We start from the raw sequence: 17315 nt of genomic DNA on the forward strand, positions 1-17315 counted from the left end.
GCCGCAGTCTATGTTGACCGTGACGCTGCCCACGCTGGTGATCTGGGGACTGGGCGATACCGCGCTGCCGCCTGTTCTGCTCGATGGGCTCGGCGACTATGTTGACCCGCTGACGATCAAAACCGTGGCCGACGCCACACACTGGATCGTGCATGAACAGCCCCTGGTGGTCGCGCAACTGATTGGCGACTTTTTGCGATCAAGTTCGCTATAAAAATAATAGCTACTAACGCCTATTGGACGGGGGCTAGAGGCCTAAATCATATAAATATCAGTAGACTGCCGGGGTGCCCGGCGGGCGGTCCTTGAAGCGCTTGTGCACCCAGAAATACTGGTCCGGCATGCTGTCTATGTAAGACTGCAACCGTTGGTTCATGAGCGCCGTATCGGCGAGCGCATCGTCGGATGGAAAGCCCGGCCAGGCCGGCATCACTTCAACCTCGTAGCCCTGGCGCGTCATGCGGGTCACCACCGGCACCACCTTGGCGCGGCCCAGCCTGGCAAAGCGCGCCAAGGAGGGCACTGTTGCGGCTGAAACGCCGTAGAACGGGACAAAAATGGAGTCTTCCACGCCAAAGTTCATGTCAGGCAACAAATACAGCGGATCGCCTGAGCGCAACGCCGCCACGATGGTTTTCACGCCATCGATCCGTCCAAACAGTCTGGCAGACCCAAAACGCTGGCGGCCAGCCAAAATCCAGGCGTCCAGAATTTTGTTGGCCTGATTGGTATAAATCGTGGTGAATTGCCGTGGCAACTGCTGGGTCAGCGCGGTCCAACCCGCATCCAGGCCCACAAAATGAGGTGCAAAAATAACCACCGGTTCACTGCCGTGCAGTTCACTTACCGCGCCCGTCAGGGTCAGGCGCCGGCGTGTCAGCTCGGGCATTCCATGCCAAAGCCAGCCCCGGTCCAGCCAGGCCTGGGCAAAATGGACAAAAGTGCGGCGCGCCAGCGCCCGGATTTGCGTTGCAGTCTGATCGGGAAAACACAAACGCAAGTTGGTCTGGGCCACCCGCCGCCGTGGTAGCGCCAGAAAATACAGCGTCCAACCCAGGCCGTAGCCCAGCGCCCGCACCCACGCCAGCGGCAAACGCCCCAGCAGATGCATGACCAGAATGCCAAACCGGCTCAACATGAGGGCGTCTCTTGGAACATAGGGATTGATTGATGGACCATCACGGGATCTGCCCTGAATCCAGGGCGTTGAAAAAGCTTCCGGGTGAATTGCAAAAGGGGCTATCTTAGGTTGCCTGTGTCGCCTGACTTCTTCTGCTGACTGGAAAACGGGCTTTTTGTTGAATTGTTTCCGCTGCCCAGGTGCCAGGGAGCATGAATCAACTGTTTTTTTGATCAGAGTGTGCAAGTGGATTGAGATGTAACAAGTCTTGACCTGGCCACGCCGCGGTTTGCGCAAGCCCCTGCTGCTGCGAATGATGCTGGTGCGACGGCTTCCGTTGTGAAGACCACGCCCAAAGTGAAGAAGGCTGCTGTCAAGAAACACACTGTCAAGAAGGCTCATAAGGCCCGCGCCGTGAAGAAGGCGGCCCCTGTTGCGCCAGTTGCCCAGTAAGTGAGCTGATTCCAGAATCTTCTTTCCATGCTGCAGGGCCGGCTTCACATGGCCGGGCAGATCGAAATCTGCCTTAAAGGGCATCACGGGCACGTGCCGCCGCGTAGCTAAAAACTTTAAGCCAAATCAACCTCCAGCCCCCGTGGAATAAGCGTGAGCAGCTATCTTTTTTATTCGTGCCGCAGCGCCTCAATCGGATCCAGTCGGGCCGCCCGGCGGGCCGGAAAGTAACCGAATAACACGCCAATGCCGGCCGAGAACAAAAACGACACCAGGTTCACCATCGGGTTAAAGACATAGGGCACATCCATCACACCCGCCAGCACGATCGACGCACCAGTGGCCAGCACGATGCCAATCAAGCCGCCGAGCGCGGCCAGCACCACGGCTTCAATCAGAAACTGCAGCAGCACCTCGCGCTCCATGGCGCCAATGGCCAGGCGCAGGCCGATCTCGCGGGTGCGCTCGGTCACGCTCACCAGCATGATGTTCATGATGCCAATGCCGCCCACCAGCAAGCTCACGGCGGCCACCGCGCCCAAGAGCGTGGTCAGCACCTTGGTGGTGCCCGACAGGGTGTCGGCCAGTTGCTTGGTGTCGAGCACATTGAAGTTGTCCTCATCACTTTGGGCCAGCTTGCGCCGCTCGCGCAGCAGTTGGGTGATGCCGGCCTTGACGCGCTCGGGGTCGCTGCCGTCCGTCATCGACACCAGCAAGGTGTTGACGCGGGTGTTGCCGGTGATGCGGCGCTGCAGCGTCTTGAGGGGCAGCAGCACCACGTCGTCCTGGTCGTTGCCAAAGGCACCCTGGCCCTTGGAGGCCAGCAGGCCGACGATGCTGCAAGACATTTGCTTGACGCGCAGTTGCTCGCCCAGCACGGGCCGGCTACCAAACAGCTCGCGTCGCACCGTCTCACCAATCATGCAGACGGCGGCACCGGCCATCAACTCGTCGTTGGAAAACTCGCGCCCGTCAGCGATCTTCCAGTTGCCCGTGATCAACCAGTTGTTGCTGCTACCGATGAAGCTGCTGGTCCAGTTACGGCCGTTGGCAACCAGGGTGCCGCCGGCGCGGGCCTCGGGTGCGACGGCGGCAATGCCGCCGATCTGGCTGGCGATGGCGTCGGCGTCCACTTCCTTGAAGGACGGGGCGCCACCGCCACCTCCCCCCATCATGCGTTGGCCGGGGCGCACCTGGAGCAGGTTGGTGCCCAAGCCGGAAATTTGATTCTGGATCGCCAGCGTGGCCCCGTTGCCCAGGGTCACCATGGTGATGACGGCGCTGACGCCAATCACAATGCCCAGAATGGTCAGGAACGAGCGCAACAGGTTGCGCCGGATCGAGCGCAGGGCGAGCAGCAGGGTGTTGAGCAGCATCAGGCAGTTTCCAGTTTCGCTGGTGCGACAGGCGCGACGGCGGCTTCATGCAGGCCGGCCGGATGTGGATTGCGTGTGTCGTTGTCCACCACGCCGTCAACAAAATGCACGATGCGCTTGGCGTAGGCTGCCATTTCGGCTTCGTGCGTGACCATCAGCACCGTGATGCCGTGCTCCACATTCAGGCCCCACAGCAATTCCATGATCTCGCGGCTGCGCTGGGTGTCGAGGTTGCCGGTGGGCTCGTCGGCCAGCAACACGGCAGGCTCGGTGACGATGGCGCGTGCAATGGCCACACGCTGTTGCTGGCCACCCGACAGCTCGGCGGGCGTGTGGTGCTCCCAGCCCGCCAACCCGACGGAGGCCAGCGCTTTGCTGGCAGCGGTATGGCGCGCTTTGGTGGATTCGCCCCGGTACAGCAGGGGCAGTTCCACGTTTTCTTGCGCGGTGGTGCGTGCCAGCAGGTTGAAGCCCTGAAATACAAAGCCCAGAAAGCGCCGGCGCAAGAGCGCGCGCTGGTCGCGCGACAGGGTTTCGACGTGCACACCGTTGAACAAATACTCGCCCGTGGTGGGGGAGTCCAGGCAACCCAGCATGTTCATGGCGGTGGATTTGCCCGATCCGCTGGGGCCCATGATGGCGACAAAATCGCCGGCTTGAATCGTCAGATCAACCCCCTTGAGGGCTTGCAATGCGGTGGCGCCTTCGCCATAGACCTTGGTGACCCCTTTGAGTTCAATCAGCGGGGTCTCGCTCATGGCGCGGTACCCCCGCTGCGCTGGTCGGTGATGACCAGCATGCCGGGCTGCAAATCGCCGCCGATGATCTCGGTCATGCGGCCGTCGCTGATGCCGGTCTTCACGTTCACGGCCACGGCCGCACCGTCACGCAGCACCCACACTTGTTTTGACGGACCGTTGCCACCGGCCGACTTGCGGGCGCCGGTGCGCGGCATGCGCGGCAGCAGGCTCGACATGATGCCGCCGCTCTTGGCCGCACCGGCGGCACCGCCGTTGACGGACGGCGAGAAGCGCAGCGCCGTGTTGGGCACCAGCAGTACGTCGTTGCGCTCGGTCGAGGTGATGGTGGCGGAGGCCGTCATGCCAGGGCGCAAGCTCAGATCCTTGTTGTCCACCTCCATATAGGTGATGTAGGTCACCACGTTCTCGGTGATGGTGGAGCCAAATGCCACGCGGGTGATGATGGCCGGGTAGTTGCGCGCCGGGTAGGCGCTGACGGTAAAGCGGGCTTTCTGCCCGACTTTGACGCTGCCGACATCGGCCTCGTCCACGTTGACTTGCAGCCGGAGTTTGCGCAGGTCTTCGGCCACCGTGAACAAGGTGACGGCTTGCAGTGAGGCCGCGACGGCATTGCCGGGGTCCACCGTGCGGGTCAACACCACGCCATCAGTGGGTGAGCGGATGGACGCTTTGGACAGGTTGGTTTCGTCGGTCGACACCGTCGCCTGCGCCTGCACCACGCTGGCGCGGGCGCTCAACTCCTCGGCCTGAGCCCGCTCCAGCGTGGCGCGGCCGGAATCAAGCTCGGCTTTGGAGGGCACCTTGCCGCCGGACAAGCGCGCCACTTCTTCCAGCCGGCCCAAGTTGCCCCGGGCTTCGCTGACGGTGGCCACCGCTTGCGCCACCTGGGCCCGCGCAGCGCTGAGTGCGGCGCGTGAGCGCGCGACCTGATCGCTCAGCTTGGCGGTGTCAAGCTCGACCAGCACCTGGCCTTTTTTGACCTGATCATTCACGTCCACCAGCACCCGCAGCACGGTGCCTGAGAGTTCGCTGCCGATGCTCACCGAGCGGGTGGGTTGTATCGTGCCGTTGGCCGCCACGGTGAGTGTCAGATTGCCTTTGTTGGCGGGCTCGGTCACAAAAACCGGTGTTGCATTGCGCCTTGCGCTGGCCTGCCAAAAATAGTAGCCCACGCCCGCCAGAACCAGCAGACCGACAATGATCCAGAGCGTGGCGCGGCGCCACCAGACCCGCTTGGGGCCTTCCTTGAGCAGCGTTTGCAGGTCGGCACTTGAAAGAGCTTCGCCCGGGGCCGCAGAAGGGGCGGAGGCGTTGGGAGTGGTGGGCATGGTCATGGTGTGGTCTGGCAATTTGTCTTTTTATTCAAACAGTGGCTGCGTCTGGCGTGAGAGAGTGCCGCCAAGGGCTCAGTTCCAGCCGCCCCCCAGCGCCTTGTACAAGCGCACATGGTCGGCGCTGACGTCGGCCTCGGTGCTGGCGACGCTGTCTTGTGCACTGAGCAGCGTGCGCTGGGTCTGCAACACGGTCTGGAAGTCAATCAGGCCGCTGCTGTAGCGCTGTTGCGCCATCAGGTCCGCGTTGCCAGCCGCGGTGGCCGCCCCTTGCAGGTGGATGAGCCGGGCGCGGTCGCCCTGCAACGCGACCAAGGCGTCTTCGACATCTTTCAGGGCGGTCAACACGACGGCTTGGTAGTTGACCCGGGCCTGCTCCAGCGCGGCCTCTTGCGCCAGCACCTGCGAGCGCGCTGCGCCACCGTCAAACAGCGGCACCGAGACGCTGGCCAACAAGGCGGTGGCTACCGTAGCCCCGCTGCCCAGCCCGACAAGCGTCAAGGCGTTGAGCCCGAGCGAGCCGCCGATGGAAAACCCGGGATAGCGCGCCGCGTCGGCCGCAGAGACCTGTGCCAGTGCGGCACCGACGCGGTGTTCTGCGGTGCGCACATCGGGACGCTGGCGCAGCGTTTGCGCCGGAATGCTCAGGGCCAAGTCCGGCGCCGCTTGCGGCACGGTTGTCGGCTCGTTGACCAGTGCCTGCAGGGAGTCAGGCGGCTGACCGGTCAGCACCGCCAGGCTGTGCCGGGTCTTGGCGATGCTGGCTTCCAGCGCAGGGATTTGGGCCCGGGTTTGCTCGGTAGAGGCGCGCGATTGCTCCACTTCCAGCGAGGTGATCAGCCCGGCCTGTGCACGCCAATCGGTAATTTGCAGGGTTTCTGTCTGGCTGGCGAGGTTGTTGCGGGCAATCAGCAATTGCGCCTGCTGGCCGCGCAACTGGATGTAGGCCAGTGCCACCTCGGCGGCGATGGACACCTGTACATCGGCCAGCGTGGTCTGGGCGGCCTGGGCGTCGGCTTCGCTGGCGTTCAGGGCGCTGCGTTTGCCACCAAAAATATCGGGTTCCCAACTGGCGTCCAGCCCGGCTTTAAAACTGTTGCTGGCATTGTTATCGCCAGACTTGCTACGCCCGGCTGACCCGGAGGCATTCACACCCGGCAACAGGCCGGCGGCTCTCACGTCGCGTAGTGCTCGTGCCTGCTGCAGCGCGGCCTGCGCCGACAGGATGCTGGTGTTGGCCTGCAAAGCTTGCGTCACCAGGGTGCTGAGCAGGGGGTCGTTGAATCTCTGCCACCACTGCGCAAGTGAAGTTGCAGGTACTTGCGCGTTGTTGGGCGACACGGTCGTCGACCAATGCGTGGGCACGTCAACAGCCGGTGTATCCGTGGTCTTGGCAGACCAGGACGCACAACCGCTCAGGATGAACAAGGGAAATACGGCAAGTGCCAAGGTGCCTGAGCAGCCCCGGCGAGACCCAGAAGCTTCATAGATTGTTGATGTCATCGGTGCTTGCAACCCAGGGCGCGGTGTAAAGGCACATTGTGCAGGAAGCGGACCCGGTTTTTGTTTCCCCACGGTGAAGTCGTGTAAAACCCGCTCTTGTCCTACGGTTGGGTGGCTTGTTGGAACCAGTAGCCGACTCAGGCGCGTCTGGCGGAGGAGCGGGTGATGAGATGGGGCAGGCATGGGACAATCCAGCGCTATGCATCCTAAAGCTCTCCTCGACGTCTGTTCCGAATTGGTTCGGCTCAGTCTCAAATTTGACCATCCCACCGACGCCATCGTGGCGAAATTTTTTCGCGACAACCGGGGTCTCGGGCCGCGCGAACGCGCCACCCTGTCGGGCACGGTTTATACCGTTCTGCGTAAAAAACTGCTGTTTGACCACTTCGCGCCCTCCGGCAGCGGCCCCAAAGAGCGGCGGCTGGCGATTCTGGGGTTCTACGGCCCCGGCGATTTTCTGCGCAGCGCTTTGACCGACCAGGAGAAAAATTGGCTTGATCAGTGCGAAAAAATCAATGTGGCCGACTTGATGGAACGCCACCGCCACAACCTGCCCGAGTGGCTGGTGCAGCCGCTGAAAGACCAGTTGGGCGATGAATTCTGGCCGCTGGCCGAGAGTCTGAACCTGGGGGCGGGGCTCGATCTGCGCGTCAACGCGCTGAACGCCAAGCGCGCCGACGTGCAAAAAGAGCTGGCCCAGGCGGGCATCAAGGCCGTCAACACGCCTTATTCCCCCTGGGGTCTGCGCATTGCCGGCAAACCGACCTTGAACAAGCTCGATGGGTTCATCAAAGGTGCGTTTGAAGTGCAGGACGAAGGCTCGCAACTGCTGGCCATGCTGCTCGACGCCAAGCGCGGCGAGATGGTGGTCGATTTTTGTGCCGGCGCCGGCGGCAAAACCCTGGCCATTGGTGCCTGCATGCGCAGCACCGGTCGTTTGTATGCTTTTGATACCTCGCCGCACCGGCTCGATGCGCTCAAGCCGCGTTTGGCGCGCAGTGGCTTGTCCAATGTGCATCCGGCGGCCATCGCCCATGAGCGCGATGATCGCGTCAAGCGCCTCGCAGGCAAGATCGACCGCGTGCTGGTCGATGCGCCGTGCTCGGGGCTGGGCACGCTGCGACGCAACCCTGACCTTAAATGGCGCCAAAGCCTGGGTTTGGTGGCCGAGCTGGCCGTGACCCAGGCCGCCATTCTGCAAAGCGCGGCGCGGCTGCTGAAACCGGGCGGCCGCCTGGTGTACGCCACCTGCAGCATGCTGGTGCAGGAAAACGAGGCGATTGCACAGGCGTTTTCCGAGGCCAATCCGGACTTTGCGCCGCTGGAGGCGGGTGAAGTGCTGTCGGGCTTGAAGGTGGCAGACGCGGCCAAACTCTGCAGCGGCGGCGAAACGGGTCAGCGTTATCTGCGTTTGTGGCCGCACCGCCATCACACCGACGGTTTCTTTGCGGCGGTTTGGCAAAAAGTTTGAGCTGTGACGGCTTGGCCGCTGGGCGACGGGCGATCAACCTTACGGGTTCATAGTCCATTGACTCCCAAAAAGGCCGGCTGAAAAGAGGGTTCCCCTAAAATCGGCGGTTAGCAGGTAACCCGCAAGTTGAACCTGATTTTTATTAAATTTTTCTTGAGAAACTCGCTGGATGTTGTTACCTGACTGGGCTGCCCTGGATACTCTGCTTGACTGGCTGGCGCATGGATTTTGGCCGCTGAGCTGGTGGCAAATGGTGTTGTTCACTTTGGCCATGACCCACGTCACCATGATCAGCGTGACGGTGTTCTTGCATCGGCATCAGGCGCACCGCGCGCTTGATTTGCACCCGGTGGCCGCCCACTTTTTCAGATTCTGGTTGTGGCTGACCACGGGCCAGGTCACCAAAGAGTGGACCTCCATTCACCGCAAGCATCACGCCAAGTGCGAGCAGGCCGAAGATCCGCACAGTCCGCATGTCTATGGCATCAAAACCGTGCTGCTGCAAGGGTATGAGTTGTACCGCAAAGAGGCCGCCAACAAGGAAACCATGACGCGTTATGGCCACGGCACGCCCAATGACTGGCTGGAGCGCAATTTGTACAGCCGCTTCTCCTGGCAGGGTGTGAGCTTGATGCTGGTGATTGATCTGGTCTTGTTCGGCGCCGCCGGTCTGGCCGTGTGGGCGGTGCAAATGGCCTGGACCCCGGTGATGGCCGCCGGCATCGTGAACGGCGCGGCGCATTATTGGGGTTACCGCAATTTTGAGGTGCCCGATGCCAGCACCAACATTTCGCCCTGGGGCATCCTGATTGCCGGTGAAGAGTTGCACAACAACCACCATACCTACCCCACCTCGGCCAAGCTGTCGGTCAAGCCCTACGAGTTTGATATTGGCTGGGTGTACATCAGCCTGATGCAGCGCCTTGGCTTGGCCACCGTCAAGAAGACGCCCCCGAAACTGGCGCTGGGTGACATACGCCCGGTAGCGGATGAAAAAACCCTGGAGGCGCTGATCTCCAACCGTTATGAAATTATGGCCGGTTACGCCAAAGACATGCGTCGTGCCTTCAAGGATGAGTTGCAGGCCCTGCAGGCGCGCCGCGCTGACGCTGCGGTCATCAAAGCGGCCAAGCGCTGGCTGCACCGTGATGTGGACAAAGTACCGGCGGCTGCATTGCCCCAGTTGGCCCTGGCCCGGGCGGCTTCGCCGGCCCTCGACAAAATGGTGCTGATGCGCGAAGAGTTGCGCCAGATGTGGCTGAATCGCTCTCATACCCGCGAGCAATTGGCGGCTGATTTGCAAGCCTGGTGCCACCAGGCCGAGGCCAGCGGCATTGTGGCTTTGCAGGCGTTCTCATTGCGGCTGCGGGCGGCGCAGGCCTGAAAAACCCAGAACGCAAAAAAGCCCGCCAAGAGCGGGCTTTTTTGTGGGTCAGAAAGACTGAATTACTTCAGCTTCATTTCCTTGTAGTCCACATGCTTGCGAGCTTTGGGATCAAATTTCTTGATCAGCATTTTCTCGGGCATGGTTTTCTTGTTTTTGCTGGTGGTGTAGAAGTGACCGGTGCCAGCTGTAGATTCCAGCTTGATTTTTTCGCGTCCGCCTTTGGTTGCCATGATGTTTCCTTTGCGTTATCAGGCTTGGCCACGTGCGCGCAGGTCCGCGAGCACCGAGTCAATACCGTTTTTGTCGATCAAACGAAGACCTGCATTGGAGATCCGCAGACGAATCCAGCGGTTTTCGGTCTCGACCCAGAAACGGCGGTATTGCAGGTTCGGCAGGAACCGGCGCTTGGTTCTGTTGTTGGCGTGAGAAACCTTGTTTCCCACCATCGGGCCTTTGCCCGTGACTTCACATACGCGTGCCATGTGGACACTCCGATATTTATAACGGCTTTTACTGTCGATCAAAAAATAATCGTTAAAACAAACTGCCTTAACAACAACTTCCGATCTCGCTCAAGCCTCACCTCGCCAAGAAAAAGGGTGGCGGTAACCCGATTGCTATCCCCAAGCCTTCACAGGCCGGGTTCAGCAAAGCCTGCGATTATAGCCGGGTCTGCGCCGCCACCCGGGCCCGCCTCCCGCGGATCTATTCCTGTTCCAGAAAACGCTGCGCATCCAGCGCCGCCATGCAACCGGTGCCGGCGCTGGTGATCGCCTGCCGATACACGTGGTCTTGGACGTCGCCCGCCGCAAAAATGCCGGGCACGCTGGTCTGGGTGGCAAAACCCTTGTTGCCGCCCTGGGTGATGATGTAGCCACCCTCCATGTCGAGTTGGCCTTTGAAAATCTCGGTGTTGGGCGTGTGGCCAATGGCAATAAAGCAGCCCTGCAGACGCAGCTCTTCGGTGCCGCCGGTGCTGGCGTTTTTCAGCCGCACGCCGGTCACACCGCTGGCATCGCCCAGCACTTCATCGAGGGTGCTGGAAGTCTTGAGGACAATCTTGCCGCTCCCAACCTTGTCCATCAGCTTGTCGATCAGGATCGGCTCGGCGCGGAACTTGTCACGGCGGTGGATCAAATACACCTTGCTGGCAATATTGGACAGGTACAGGGCCTCTTCAACCGCGGTGTTGCCGCCGCCCACCACGCAAACGTCCTGGTCGCGGTAGAAAAAACCGTCGCAGGTGGCGCAGCCCGATACGCCGCGCCCCATGAACGCGGTCTCGGACGCCAAGCCCAGGTATTGGGCGGAGGCACCGGTGGCCAGGACCAGCGCGTCACAGGTGTACTCGCCACTGTCGCCTTTCAGGGTGAAGGGGCGCTTTGAGAAATCAACCGTGTTGATGTGGTCAAACACAATATCGGTCTTGAAGCGTTCGGCATGCGCCAGAAAGCGCTGCATCAGGTCGGGCCCCTGCACACCGTCGACGTCGGCGGGCCAGTTGTCGACCTCGGTGGTGGTCATCAGTTGGCCGCCTTGGGCGATGCCTGTGATCAGCAGCGGCTTCAGGTTGGCGCGGGCTGCATAGATGGCGGCGGTGTAGCCTGCGGGGCCGGAGCCCAGGATCAGAACTTTTGCATGGGTTGTTGTTGACATTGTGTAAACCTTTTCAGAAGAATCGAATGTGCCGTGTACAGTGCGGGATAGTATGACTTATTCTCTAAATACCTTGAATTCTCCGCGCTCTTCGGTGGCGCCTGTTGCTTCCGGCTGGCGGCGTTTCGCCGATGAACTGGGCCTGCTGCTTGGTTTGCTGCTGTTGCTGCTTTGGCTGGTCGCGCTGTTGACCTATTCCGCGCAGGATGCGGCCTGGTCGACCTCGGGCAGTGGCGCACCGGTGCTGAACCGGGCCGGGCGCTTGGGGGCCTGGCTGGCCGATGGCAGCTATTACGTCTTTGGGTTTTCAGTCTGGTGGTGTGTGGCGGCGGCGGTGCGCACCTGGCTCGCCGGGCTGGCCCGTTGGTTGCGCGGGCGTGATCTGCTCAGCGGCCAGGCTGAGCCGGCTACATCGTCAAACTCGCTGATCGCCCGGTTGGCGTCCAGTCGCACCGCCTTCTGGTGCGCGCTGGCACTGTTGCTGTGCGCCAGCGCCAGCCTGGAGTGGTCGTACCTGTACAGCCTGGAAGCTCGTCTGCCGGGGAATGGCGGTGGCATCCTGGGCTATCTTGTCGGACCGTGGAGTGTTCAGTGGCTGGGCTCTGTCGGCTCTGCTTTGGTGGCAATTGCTCTGGGTGTGCTGGGGACGGCGCGCGTGTTTCATTTTTCCTGGGGGCAGGTGGCGGAGCGTCTGGGTGCCTGGCTGTATTCTCAGGTTGAAGCACGGCGTGAGCAGCGCGAAGTGGCCCAGGATGTGGCAATGGGCCAACAGGCGGCCCGTGCGCGGGAAGAAGTGGTCATTGAGGAACGCCAGGATAGTACGGTTCAGCACCCGCGTCCGGTCCTGATTGAGCCGCTGCTGGTGGATGTGCCCAAAAGCGCGCGGGTTGTGAAAGAGCGGCAAAAAGCCTTGTTTTCCGAACTGCCTGACAGCAAGCTGCCACAGGTTGATTTGCTCGACGACGCGCTGGTGCGGCAAGAGACGGTCGCGCCCGAGACGCTGGAGATGACCAGCCGCATGATCGAGAAAAAGCTCAAGGATTTTGGCGTCGAGGTGCGGGTGGTGCTGGCCCAACCCGGCCCGGTCATCACGCGTTATGAGATCGAACCCGCCACCGGCGTCAAGGGCTCGCAAATTGTCGGGCTGGCCAAAGACCTGGCGCGCTCTTTAAGCCTGGTGTCGATTCGCGTGGTGGAGACGATTCCGGGCAAAAACTACATGGCGCTGGAGTTGCCCAATGCCAAGCGCCAGTCGATCAAGCTGTCCGAGATTTTGGGCTCGCAAATCTACCACGAGGCCAAGTCCATGCTCACCATGGGTCTGGGCAAGGACATTGTTGGCAACCCGGTGGTGGTGGACCTGGCCAAGATGCCGCACGTGCTGGTGGCGGGCACCACGGGGTCGGGCAAATCGGTGGGCATCAACGCCATGATTTTGAGCCTGCTGTACAAGGCCGAGGCGCGCGACGTGCGGCTGCTGATGATTGATCCCAAGATGCTGGAAATGTCGGTGTACGAGGGCATTCCGCATTTGCTGGCGCCGGTGGTGACCGACATGAAACAGGCGGCCTACGGCCTGACCTGGTGCGTGGGCGAGATGGAGCGCCGCTACAAGCTGCTGAGCAAATTGGGGGTGCGCAATCTGGCCGGTTACAACGCCAAGATTGACGAGGCCAAGGCGCGCGGCGAGCACATTGGCAACCCGTTCAGCCTGACGCCGGACGCGCCCGAGCCGCTGGAGCGCCTGCCGCACATCGTGGTGGTCATCGATGAGCTGGCCGATTTGATGATGGTGATCGGCAAGAAGATTGAAGAGCTGATTGCCCGCCTGGCGCAGAAAGCGCGCGCCGCGGGCATCCACCTGATTCTGGCCACGCAACGCCCGAGCGTGGATGTGATCACCGGCCTGATCAAGGCCAATATTCCGACCCGTATTTCATTCAAGGTCAGCAGCAAGATCGACAGCCGCACCATCCTGGACCAGATGGGCGCCGAAGCCCTGCTGGGCTTGGGCGACATGCTGTACATGCCCGGCAGCGGCCTGCCGACGCGCGTGCATGGTGCCTTTGTCAGCGATGAAGAGGTGCACCGGGTGGTGAGCTACCTCAAGTCGCAGGGCGAGCCGAACTACATTGAAGGCGTGCTCGAAGGCGGCACCGACGACAGTGTGGGTGACTTGATGGGCGAGGGCGGCAACGGCGGCGGCGAAAAAGACCCAATGTATGACCAGGCGGTCGAGGTCGTCTTGAAGAACCGCAAGGCCAGCATTTCGCTGGTGCAGCGTCATCTCAAGATTGGCTACAACCGCGCGGCCCGGCTGGTGGAAGACATGGAGCATGCCGGCCTGGTGAGTTCCATGAGCGGCAGCGGTCAGCGCGAAATTCTGGTGCCGGTACGAGCGGATTGACCCGGTGGGAACTTAGCCAGTTCGCCTGGACCCAACTGCGAATTTTTAAAAGGTTTCGATGAAATATTTTGCTATTATTTGTATAGCTGCTTACGCAGGAATGGCGGGGGCTGGTGGCCTGAAAAGCCTTGAAGTGTTTGTGAAAACCGTGAACACCGGCCGGGCCGACTTCACCCAGGTGGTGACTGCGCCGGCCAAAGCGGGCCAAGCGCCGCGCGTTAAAACGTCCAGCGGCACTTTCGAATTCTCCCGGCCCAACCGTTTCAAGTTCGTTTACAAAAAGCCGTTTGAGCAAAACATCGTTGCTGACGGCCAGACCTTGTGGCTGTATGACGTGGACCTGAACCAGGTGACCGCGCGCCAGCAGTCGAAGGTGCTGGGCTCCACGCCTGCTGCGCTGATTGCCGCGGCGCCTGATTTGCGTGCTTTGCAGGCTGATTTCACGCTGGCTGATGCGCCTGACAAAGACGGCTTGCAGTGGGCGGCTGCGACGCCGAAATCCAAAGACGGCCAGTTGCAGTCCGTGCGCGTCGGCTTTCGCGCGGGCGAGCAGACGGCCGAACTCGCGGCGCTGGAAATCCTCGACAGCTTTGGCCAGCGTTCGGTGCTGAGCTTCAGTCGGTTTGAAGTCAACTCGGCTCTGCCGGGGAACAGCTTTCAGTTCAAACCCCCGGCCGGGGCAGACGTGATCCGGCAGTGAAGCGGTGAGGGAGGCAACTTTGACGCCTGACGCTGACAGCAAGGCCAGCTCGCATGTGCCCTTGGCCGAGCGCCTGCGCCCCCGCACGCTGGCCGAAGTCATTGGCCAACAGCAGCTGCTGGGCGAGGGCATGGCGCTGCGCATTGCGTTCGAGTCCGGCCAGCCGCACAGTTGCATTTTGTGGGGGCCGCCGGGCACCGGCAAAACCACGATTGCGCGTCTGATGGCGGACGCATTTGACGCCCAGTTCATCACCATCAGCGCCGTGCTCGGGGGCGTCAAGGACATTCGCGAGGCGGTGGAGCAGGCCCAGGTGGCGCAAGGGCAAGGTCGGCGCACGATTGTGTTCGTCGACGAGGTGCACCGCTTCAACAAAAGCCAGCAGGACGCGTTTCTGGCGCACGTGGAGAGCGGCTTGTTCACCTTCATCGGCGCCACCACCGAGAACCCCTCGTTTGAAGTCAACTCCGCCTTGCTGTCGCGCGCCGCGGTCTATGTGCTGCAACCCCTGGCGCCACAAGACCTTGAACAAATCATAGCCAGAGCCTTCGCCCTGCAAGCGCTACCAGCTATAGAAAAGGTAGCGTCTGAGCGTCTCGTTGGCTTTGCTGATGGCGACGCCCGGCGCCTGCTTAACACGCTGGAGATGTTGTCTGTCGCCGCAACACAAGAACGGGTAAGCGAAATTACCGACCCGTGGTTGCAGAAGGTGCTGGGCGAGCGCATGCGCCGCTACGACAAAGGCGGCGAGCAGTTTTACGACACCATCAGCGCACTGCATAAATCGGTGCGCGGCTCGAACCCTGATGCCGCGCTGTACTGGCTGGTGCGCATGCTCGACGGCGGCGCTGAGCCGCGTTACCTGGCGCGCCGTCTGATCCGTATGGCCAGTGAAGATATCGGCCTGGCTGACCCGCGAGCGTTGCGCCTGGCGCTGGATGCGGCTGATGTCTACGAGCGCCTGGGTAGCCCCGAGGGAGAGTTGGCGCTGGCCCAGTGCGTCGTCTATCTGGCGGTTGCCCCCAAATCGAATGCGGTTTACAAGGCTTTCAACGCCGCCAAGGCTTTTGTCAAGCAAGACGGTACGCGCCCCGTGCCGATGCACCTGCGCAATGCGCCGACCAGGCTGATGAAGGAGCTGGACTATGGCAAGGGCTACCGCTATGCGCATGACGAAGAGGGCGGTTTTGCCGCGGGCGAGCGCTACCTGCCTGACGGCATGGCGTCACCGGGCTTTTACCGCCCGGTCGAGCGAGGACTGGAGATTCGAATTGCCGAAAAGCTCAAACAGCTGCGGGCATTGGACCTGCAACAGCAGAAAAAATGAGCTGAGCGCAAGGGCCGTTTCCGGCGGATCAACAGCGCGCGCTCGGTATTGAGATCATGAGCCTGTTGGGATTCGCCTTCGAGGCCGGCCGACTGGACGTTTCCACCCACCCGTTTTGCGGCGGCGTGGCCGAAGATGTGCGCATCACCACGCGCTACAGCGAAGATGATTTCATGCGCAGCCTGATGGGCATTGTTCACGAGACGGGCCATGCTCGCTACGAACAAAACCTGCCCCGCGAGCGGGTTCATTTGCCGGTGGGGCAAGCCCGCTCGATGGGCATTCACGAGAGCCAAAGCCTGTCGTTTGAACTGCAGTTGGGCCGCAGCCCGCAATTTCTGGCCTTGATTGCGCCGCTGCTGCAAAAGCACCTGGGCCGGCAAGCGGCCTTCGAGGCCAACAACCTGGCCGCGCTGTTCACCCGTGTCCAGCCCGGCTTGACTGGCGCGAGGCGAGTCGCTGGCCAACCGATCAGTTGGTTAAGCGCGCGACTGGTGAACCACTCAATCCTGCCCATGTCCGCAGGCACCTGGAACAGCGCTATCTGGGCGCCTGAAGCTGCCTCTATACTGATCCGATGGTTTCTTTTTTGATGTCGGCAAGCCCATGGATCGGGATGCTGCATCCTTTATATCTCTCAAAGCAAACACTGTGCAGATCAAGACATGTCGAATGATCGTCTCCGGCGCCTGCGCGCTGGGACTGGTTTTAACGCTGGTGCCGGGCGTGGTGCAGGCCCAATCGACAGTCGCCACGACTGCTTCCAGCGCCGCTCCTGCTGCCCTGCCCGCCATCACTGACGTGAAGCCCGTCGATCCGTCCGCTGCTGCCGCCAGAAAGGCCCCGGAAGCACTTGACAATCCCTACGGTTTTGAAGCGCTCTGGAAAACCTCTGATGCAGTCGCCAGGACCGTTCTGCTGCTGCTGCTCATCATGAGCGTTGGCAGCTGGTACATCATGATCGTCAAGGTGCTGGAGCAAGCCAAGATGGGGCGCCAGGCCAAAGCGGCTGCCCGGGATTTTTGGTCGGCCGATACCGTCGAGCAGGGCGCTGCCGCACTGGAGGCCAACAGTCCCTTTCGATTCATGGCTGAAGCGGCGACCACTGCGGTCAAAAAACATGAAGGCCTGATGGGCCACATTCCACTCAACGACTGGATCGCCATGCGCATCCAGCGTGCGGTGGACCGCATTCAAAGCAATACGCAGGGCGGCCTGGCGTTTCTCGCCACCGTTGGATCGATTTCTCCTTTTGTCGGCTTGTTCGGCACGGTCTGGGGCATCTACCATGCACTCACCGCCATCGGCATCTCCGGTCAGGCTTCCATCGACAAGGTGGCAGGCCCGGTGGGCGAGGCGCTGCTCATGACCGCGATAGGTCTGGCGGTTGCCGTGCCTGCGGTGCTGGCCTACAACTGGCTGGTGCGGCGCAACAAGGCGGTGATGGACGAGGTGCGCGCCTTCAGCAGCGACCTGCACGCGGTGGTGCTGGGTTCGGTGGCAAAGACCTGAAGGGTCGGCGCTGAGCAATTTATCCAGTAGCTACCCTCAACATGGATGATCGGTTTGAGCCCAAGGATCCGTCCCGACGCGTCAAGGCGGTGTTGATTGTGATTGTGTTGCACGTGTTGCTGGCTTACGCATTGGTGTCAGGGCTGGCGCGCCAAGGGTTGAACGCCATCAACAAACCGCTTGAAGCGGTGGTGATTCAGGAAGTCATCATTCCACCCTCACCCTCACCGCCGCCACCGCCACCAAGGCTGGCGCCGAAAGAAACAAGAAAACCACCGGAGGTGCCCAGGCTCGAAGCGCCCCCGCCACCC

16 protein-coding genes and 1 pseudogene are annotated in these 17315 nt (G+C 61.5%); 9 read left to right on the forward strand and 8 right to left on the reverse strand.

Features of this window, described 5'->3' with window-relative positions:
- The coding region (locus WA157_RS06235; protein WP_422620143.1) for an alpha/beta fold hydrolase at positions 1 to 214 on the forward strand (214 nt) is incomplete at its 5' end.
- A gap of 57 nt (positions 215 to 271) precedes the next feature.
- On the opposite strand, the gene WA157_RS06240 is transcribed toward WA157_RS06235, so the two are convergent.
- The 5 genes from WA157_RS06240 to WA157_RS06260 form a co-directional block, all read right to left on the reverse strand.
- Positions 272 to 1138, reverse strand: a complete 867-nt coding sequence (locus WA157_RS06240; protein WP_422620144.1) for a lipid A biosynthesis acyltransferase — start codon at positions 1136 to 1138, stop codon at positions 272 to 274.
- A 605-nt stretch (positions 1139 to 1743) separates the two neighbouring features.
- On the reverse strand, positions 1744 to 2949 hold the full coding sequence (locus WA157_RS06245) for an ABC transporter permease (RefSeq protein ID WP_422620145.1): 1206 nt from the start codon (positions 2947 to 2949) through the stop codon (positions 1744 to 1746).
- Positions 2949 to 3707 carry an ABC transporter ATP-binding protein gene (locus tag WA157_RS06250; RefSeq protein ID WP_422620146.1) on the reverse strand — a complete coding sequence of 253 codons (759 nt, stop codon included), beginning with the start codon at positions 3705 to 3707 and terminating at the stop codon, positions 2949 to 2951. The genes WA157_RS06245 and WA157_RS06250 overlap by 1 nt, the downstream gene beginning before the upstream one ends.
- Entirely contained in the window at positions 3704 to 5044 is a 1341-nt protein-coding gene (locus WA157_RS06255) for an efflux RND transporter periplasmic adaptor subunit (RefSeq protein WP_422620147.1), read from the reverse strand. Before WA157_RS06255 ends, WA157_RS06250 begins: the two co-directional genes overlap by 4 nt.
- Positions 5045 to 5116: 72 nt before the next feature.
- Positions 5117 to 6544, reverse strand: coding sequence for an efflux transporter outer membrane subunit (locus WA157_RS06260; protein WP_422620148.1), 1428 nt, complete (start codon positions 6542 to 6544; stop codon positions 5117 to 5119).
- Positions 6545 to 6743: 199 nt separating this feature from the next.
- Between WA157_RS06260 and WA157_RS06265 the strand changes: the two genes are divergently transcribed.
- Both WA157_RS06265 and WA157_RS06270 read left to right on the forward strand, forming a co-directional pair.
- Entirely contained in the window at positions 6744 to 8015 is a 1272-nt protein-coding gene (locus WA157_RS06265; RefSeq protein ID WP_422620149.1) for an RsmB/NOP family class I SAM-dependent RNA methyltransferase, read from the forward strand.
- A gap of 169 nt (positions 8016 to 8184) precedes the next feature.
- Positions 8185 to 9399 carry a DesA family fatty acid desaturase gene (locus WA157_RS06270; protein ID WP_422620150.1) on the forward strand — a complete coding sequence of 405 codons (1215 nt, stop codon included), beginning with the start codon at positions 8185 to 8187 and terminating at the stop codon, positions 9397 to 9399.
- 62 nt (positions 9400 to 9461) lie between these two features.
- Here the strand turns inward: WA157_RS06270 and rpmG are convergent, their stop codons facing one another.
- The 3 genes from rpmG to trxB form a co-directional block, all read right to left on the reverse strand.
- Positions 9462 to 9632 carry a 50S ribosomal protein L33 gene (gene rpmG / locus WA157_RS06275; RefSeq protein WP_011465453.1) on the reverse strand — a complete coding sequence of 57 codons (171 nt, stop codon included), beginning with the start codon at positions 9630 to 9632 and terminating at the stop codon, positions 9462 to 9464.
- 18 nt (positions 9633 to 9650) lie between these two features.
- On the reverse strand, positions 9651 to 9884 hold the full coding sequence (gene rpmB, locus WA157_RS06280; RefSeq protein ID WP_318665696.1) for a 50S ribosomal protein L28: 234 nt from the start codon (positions 9882 to 9884) through the stop codon (positions 9651 to 9653).
- Between the two features lie 223 nt (positions 9885 to 10107).
- Complete coding sequence (trxB, locus tag WA157_RS06285; protein ID WP_422620151.1) at positions 10108 to 11058, reverse strand: thioredoxin-disulfide reductase; 951 nt, start codon at positions 11056 to 11058, stop codon at positions 10108 to 10110.
- Between the two features lie 52 nt (positions 11059 to 11110).
- On the opposite strand from trxB, the gene WA157_RS06290 reads away from it, so the two are divergent.
- The 6 genes and pseudogenes from WA157_RS06290 to WA157_RS06315 all read left to right on the forward strand — a co-directional run.
- Positions 11111 to 13465, forward strand: a complete 2355-nt coding sequence (locus tag WA157_RS06290) for a DNA translocase FtsK (RefSeq protein ID WP_422620152.1) — start codon at positions 11111 to 11113, stop codon at positions 13463 to 13465.
- Between the two features lie 58 nt (positions 13466 to 13523).
- The gene (lolA, locus tag WA157_RS06295; RefSeq protein WP_422620153.1) at positions 13524 to 14165 is read left to right on the forward strand and encodes an outer membrane lipoprotein chaperone LolA; all 642 of its coding nucleotides are present in this window, start codon (positions 13524 to 13526) and stop codon (positions 14163 to 14165) included.
- A 19-nt stretch (positions 14166 to 14184) separates the two neighbouring features.
- Entirely contained in the window at positions 14185 to 15492 is a 1308-nt protein-coding gene (locus tag WA157_RS06300) for a replication-associated recombination protein A (protein ID WP_422620154.1), read from the forward strand.
- Between the two features lie 56 nt (positions 15493 to 15548).
- Positions 15549 to 16085 (forward strand): hypothetical protein, encoded by a 537-nt coding sequence (locus WA157_RS06305; protein WP_422620155.1) that lies wholly within the window; start codon positions 15549 to 15551, stop codon positions 16083 to 16085.
- 79 nt (positions 16086 to 16164) lie between these two features.
- Positions 16165 to 17004: a MotA/TolQ/ExbB proton channel family protein gene (locus WA157_RS06310; RefSeq protein WP_422620156.1), complete on the forward strand. Its 840-nt coding sequence runs from the start codon at positions 16165 to 16167 to the stop codon at positions 17002 to 17004.
- 41 nt (positions 17005 to 17045) lie between these two features.
- Positions 17046 to 17315, forward strand: a pseudogene (locus tag WA157_RS06315) (energy transducer TonB); the annotation flags it as partial.

The sequence above is a fragment of the Rhodoferax ferrireducens genome, from assembly GCF_049302455.1.
Lineage (GTDB): Bacteria > Pseudomonadota > Gammaproteobacteria > Burkholderiales > Burkholderiaceae_C > Rhodoferax > Rhodoferax ferrireducens_B.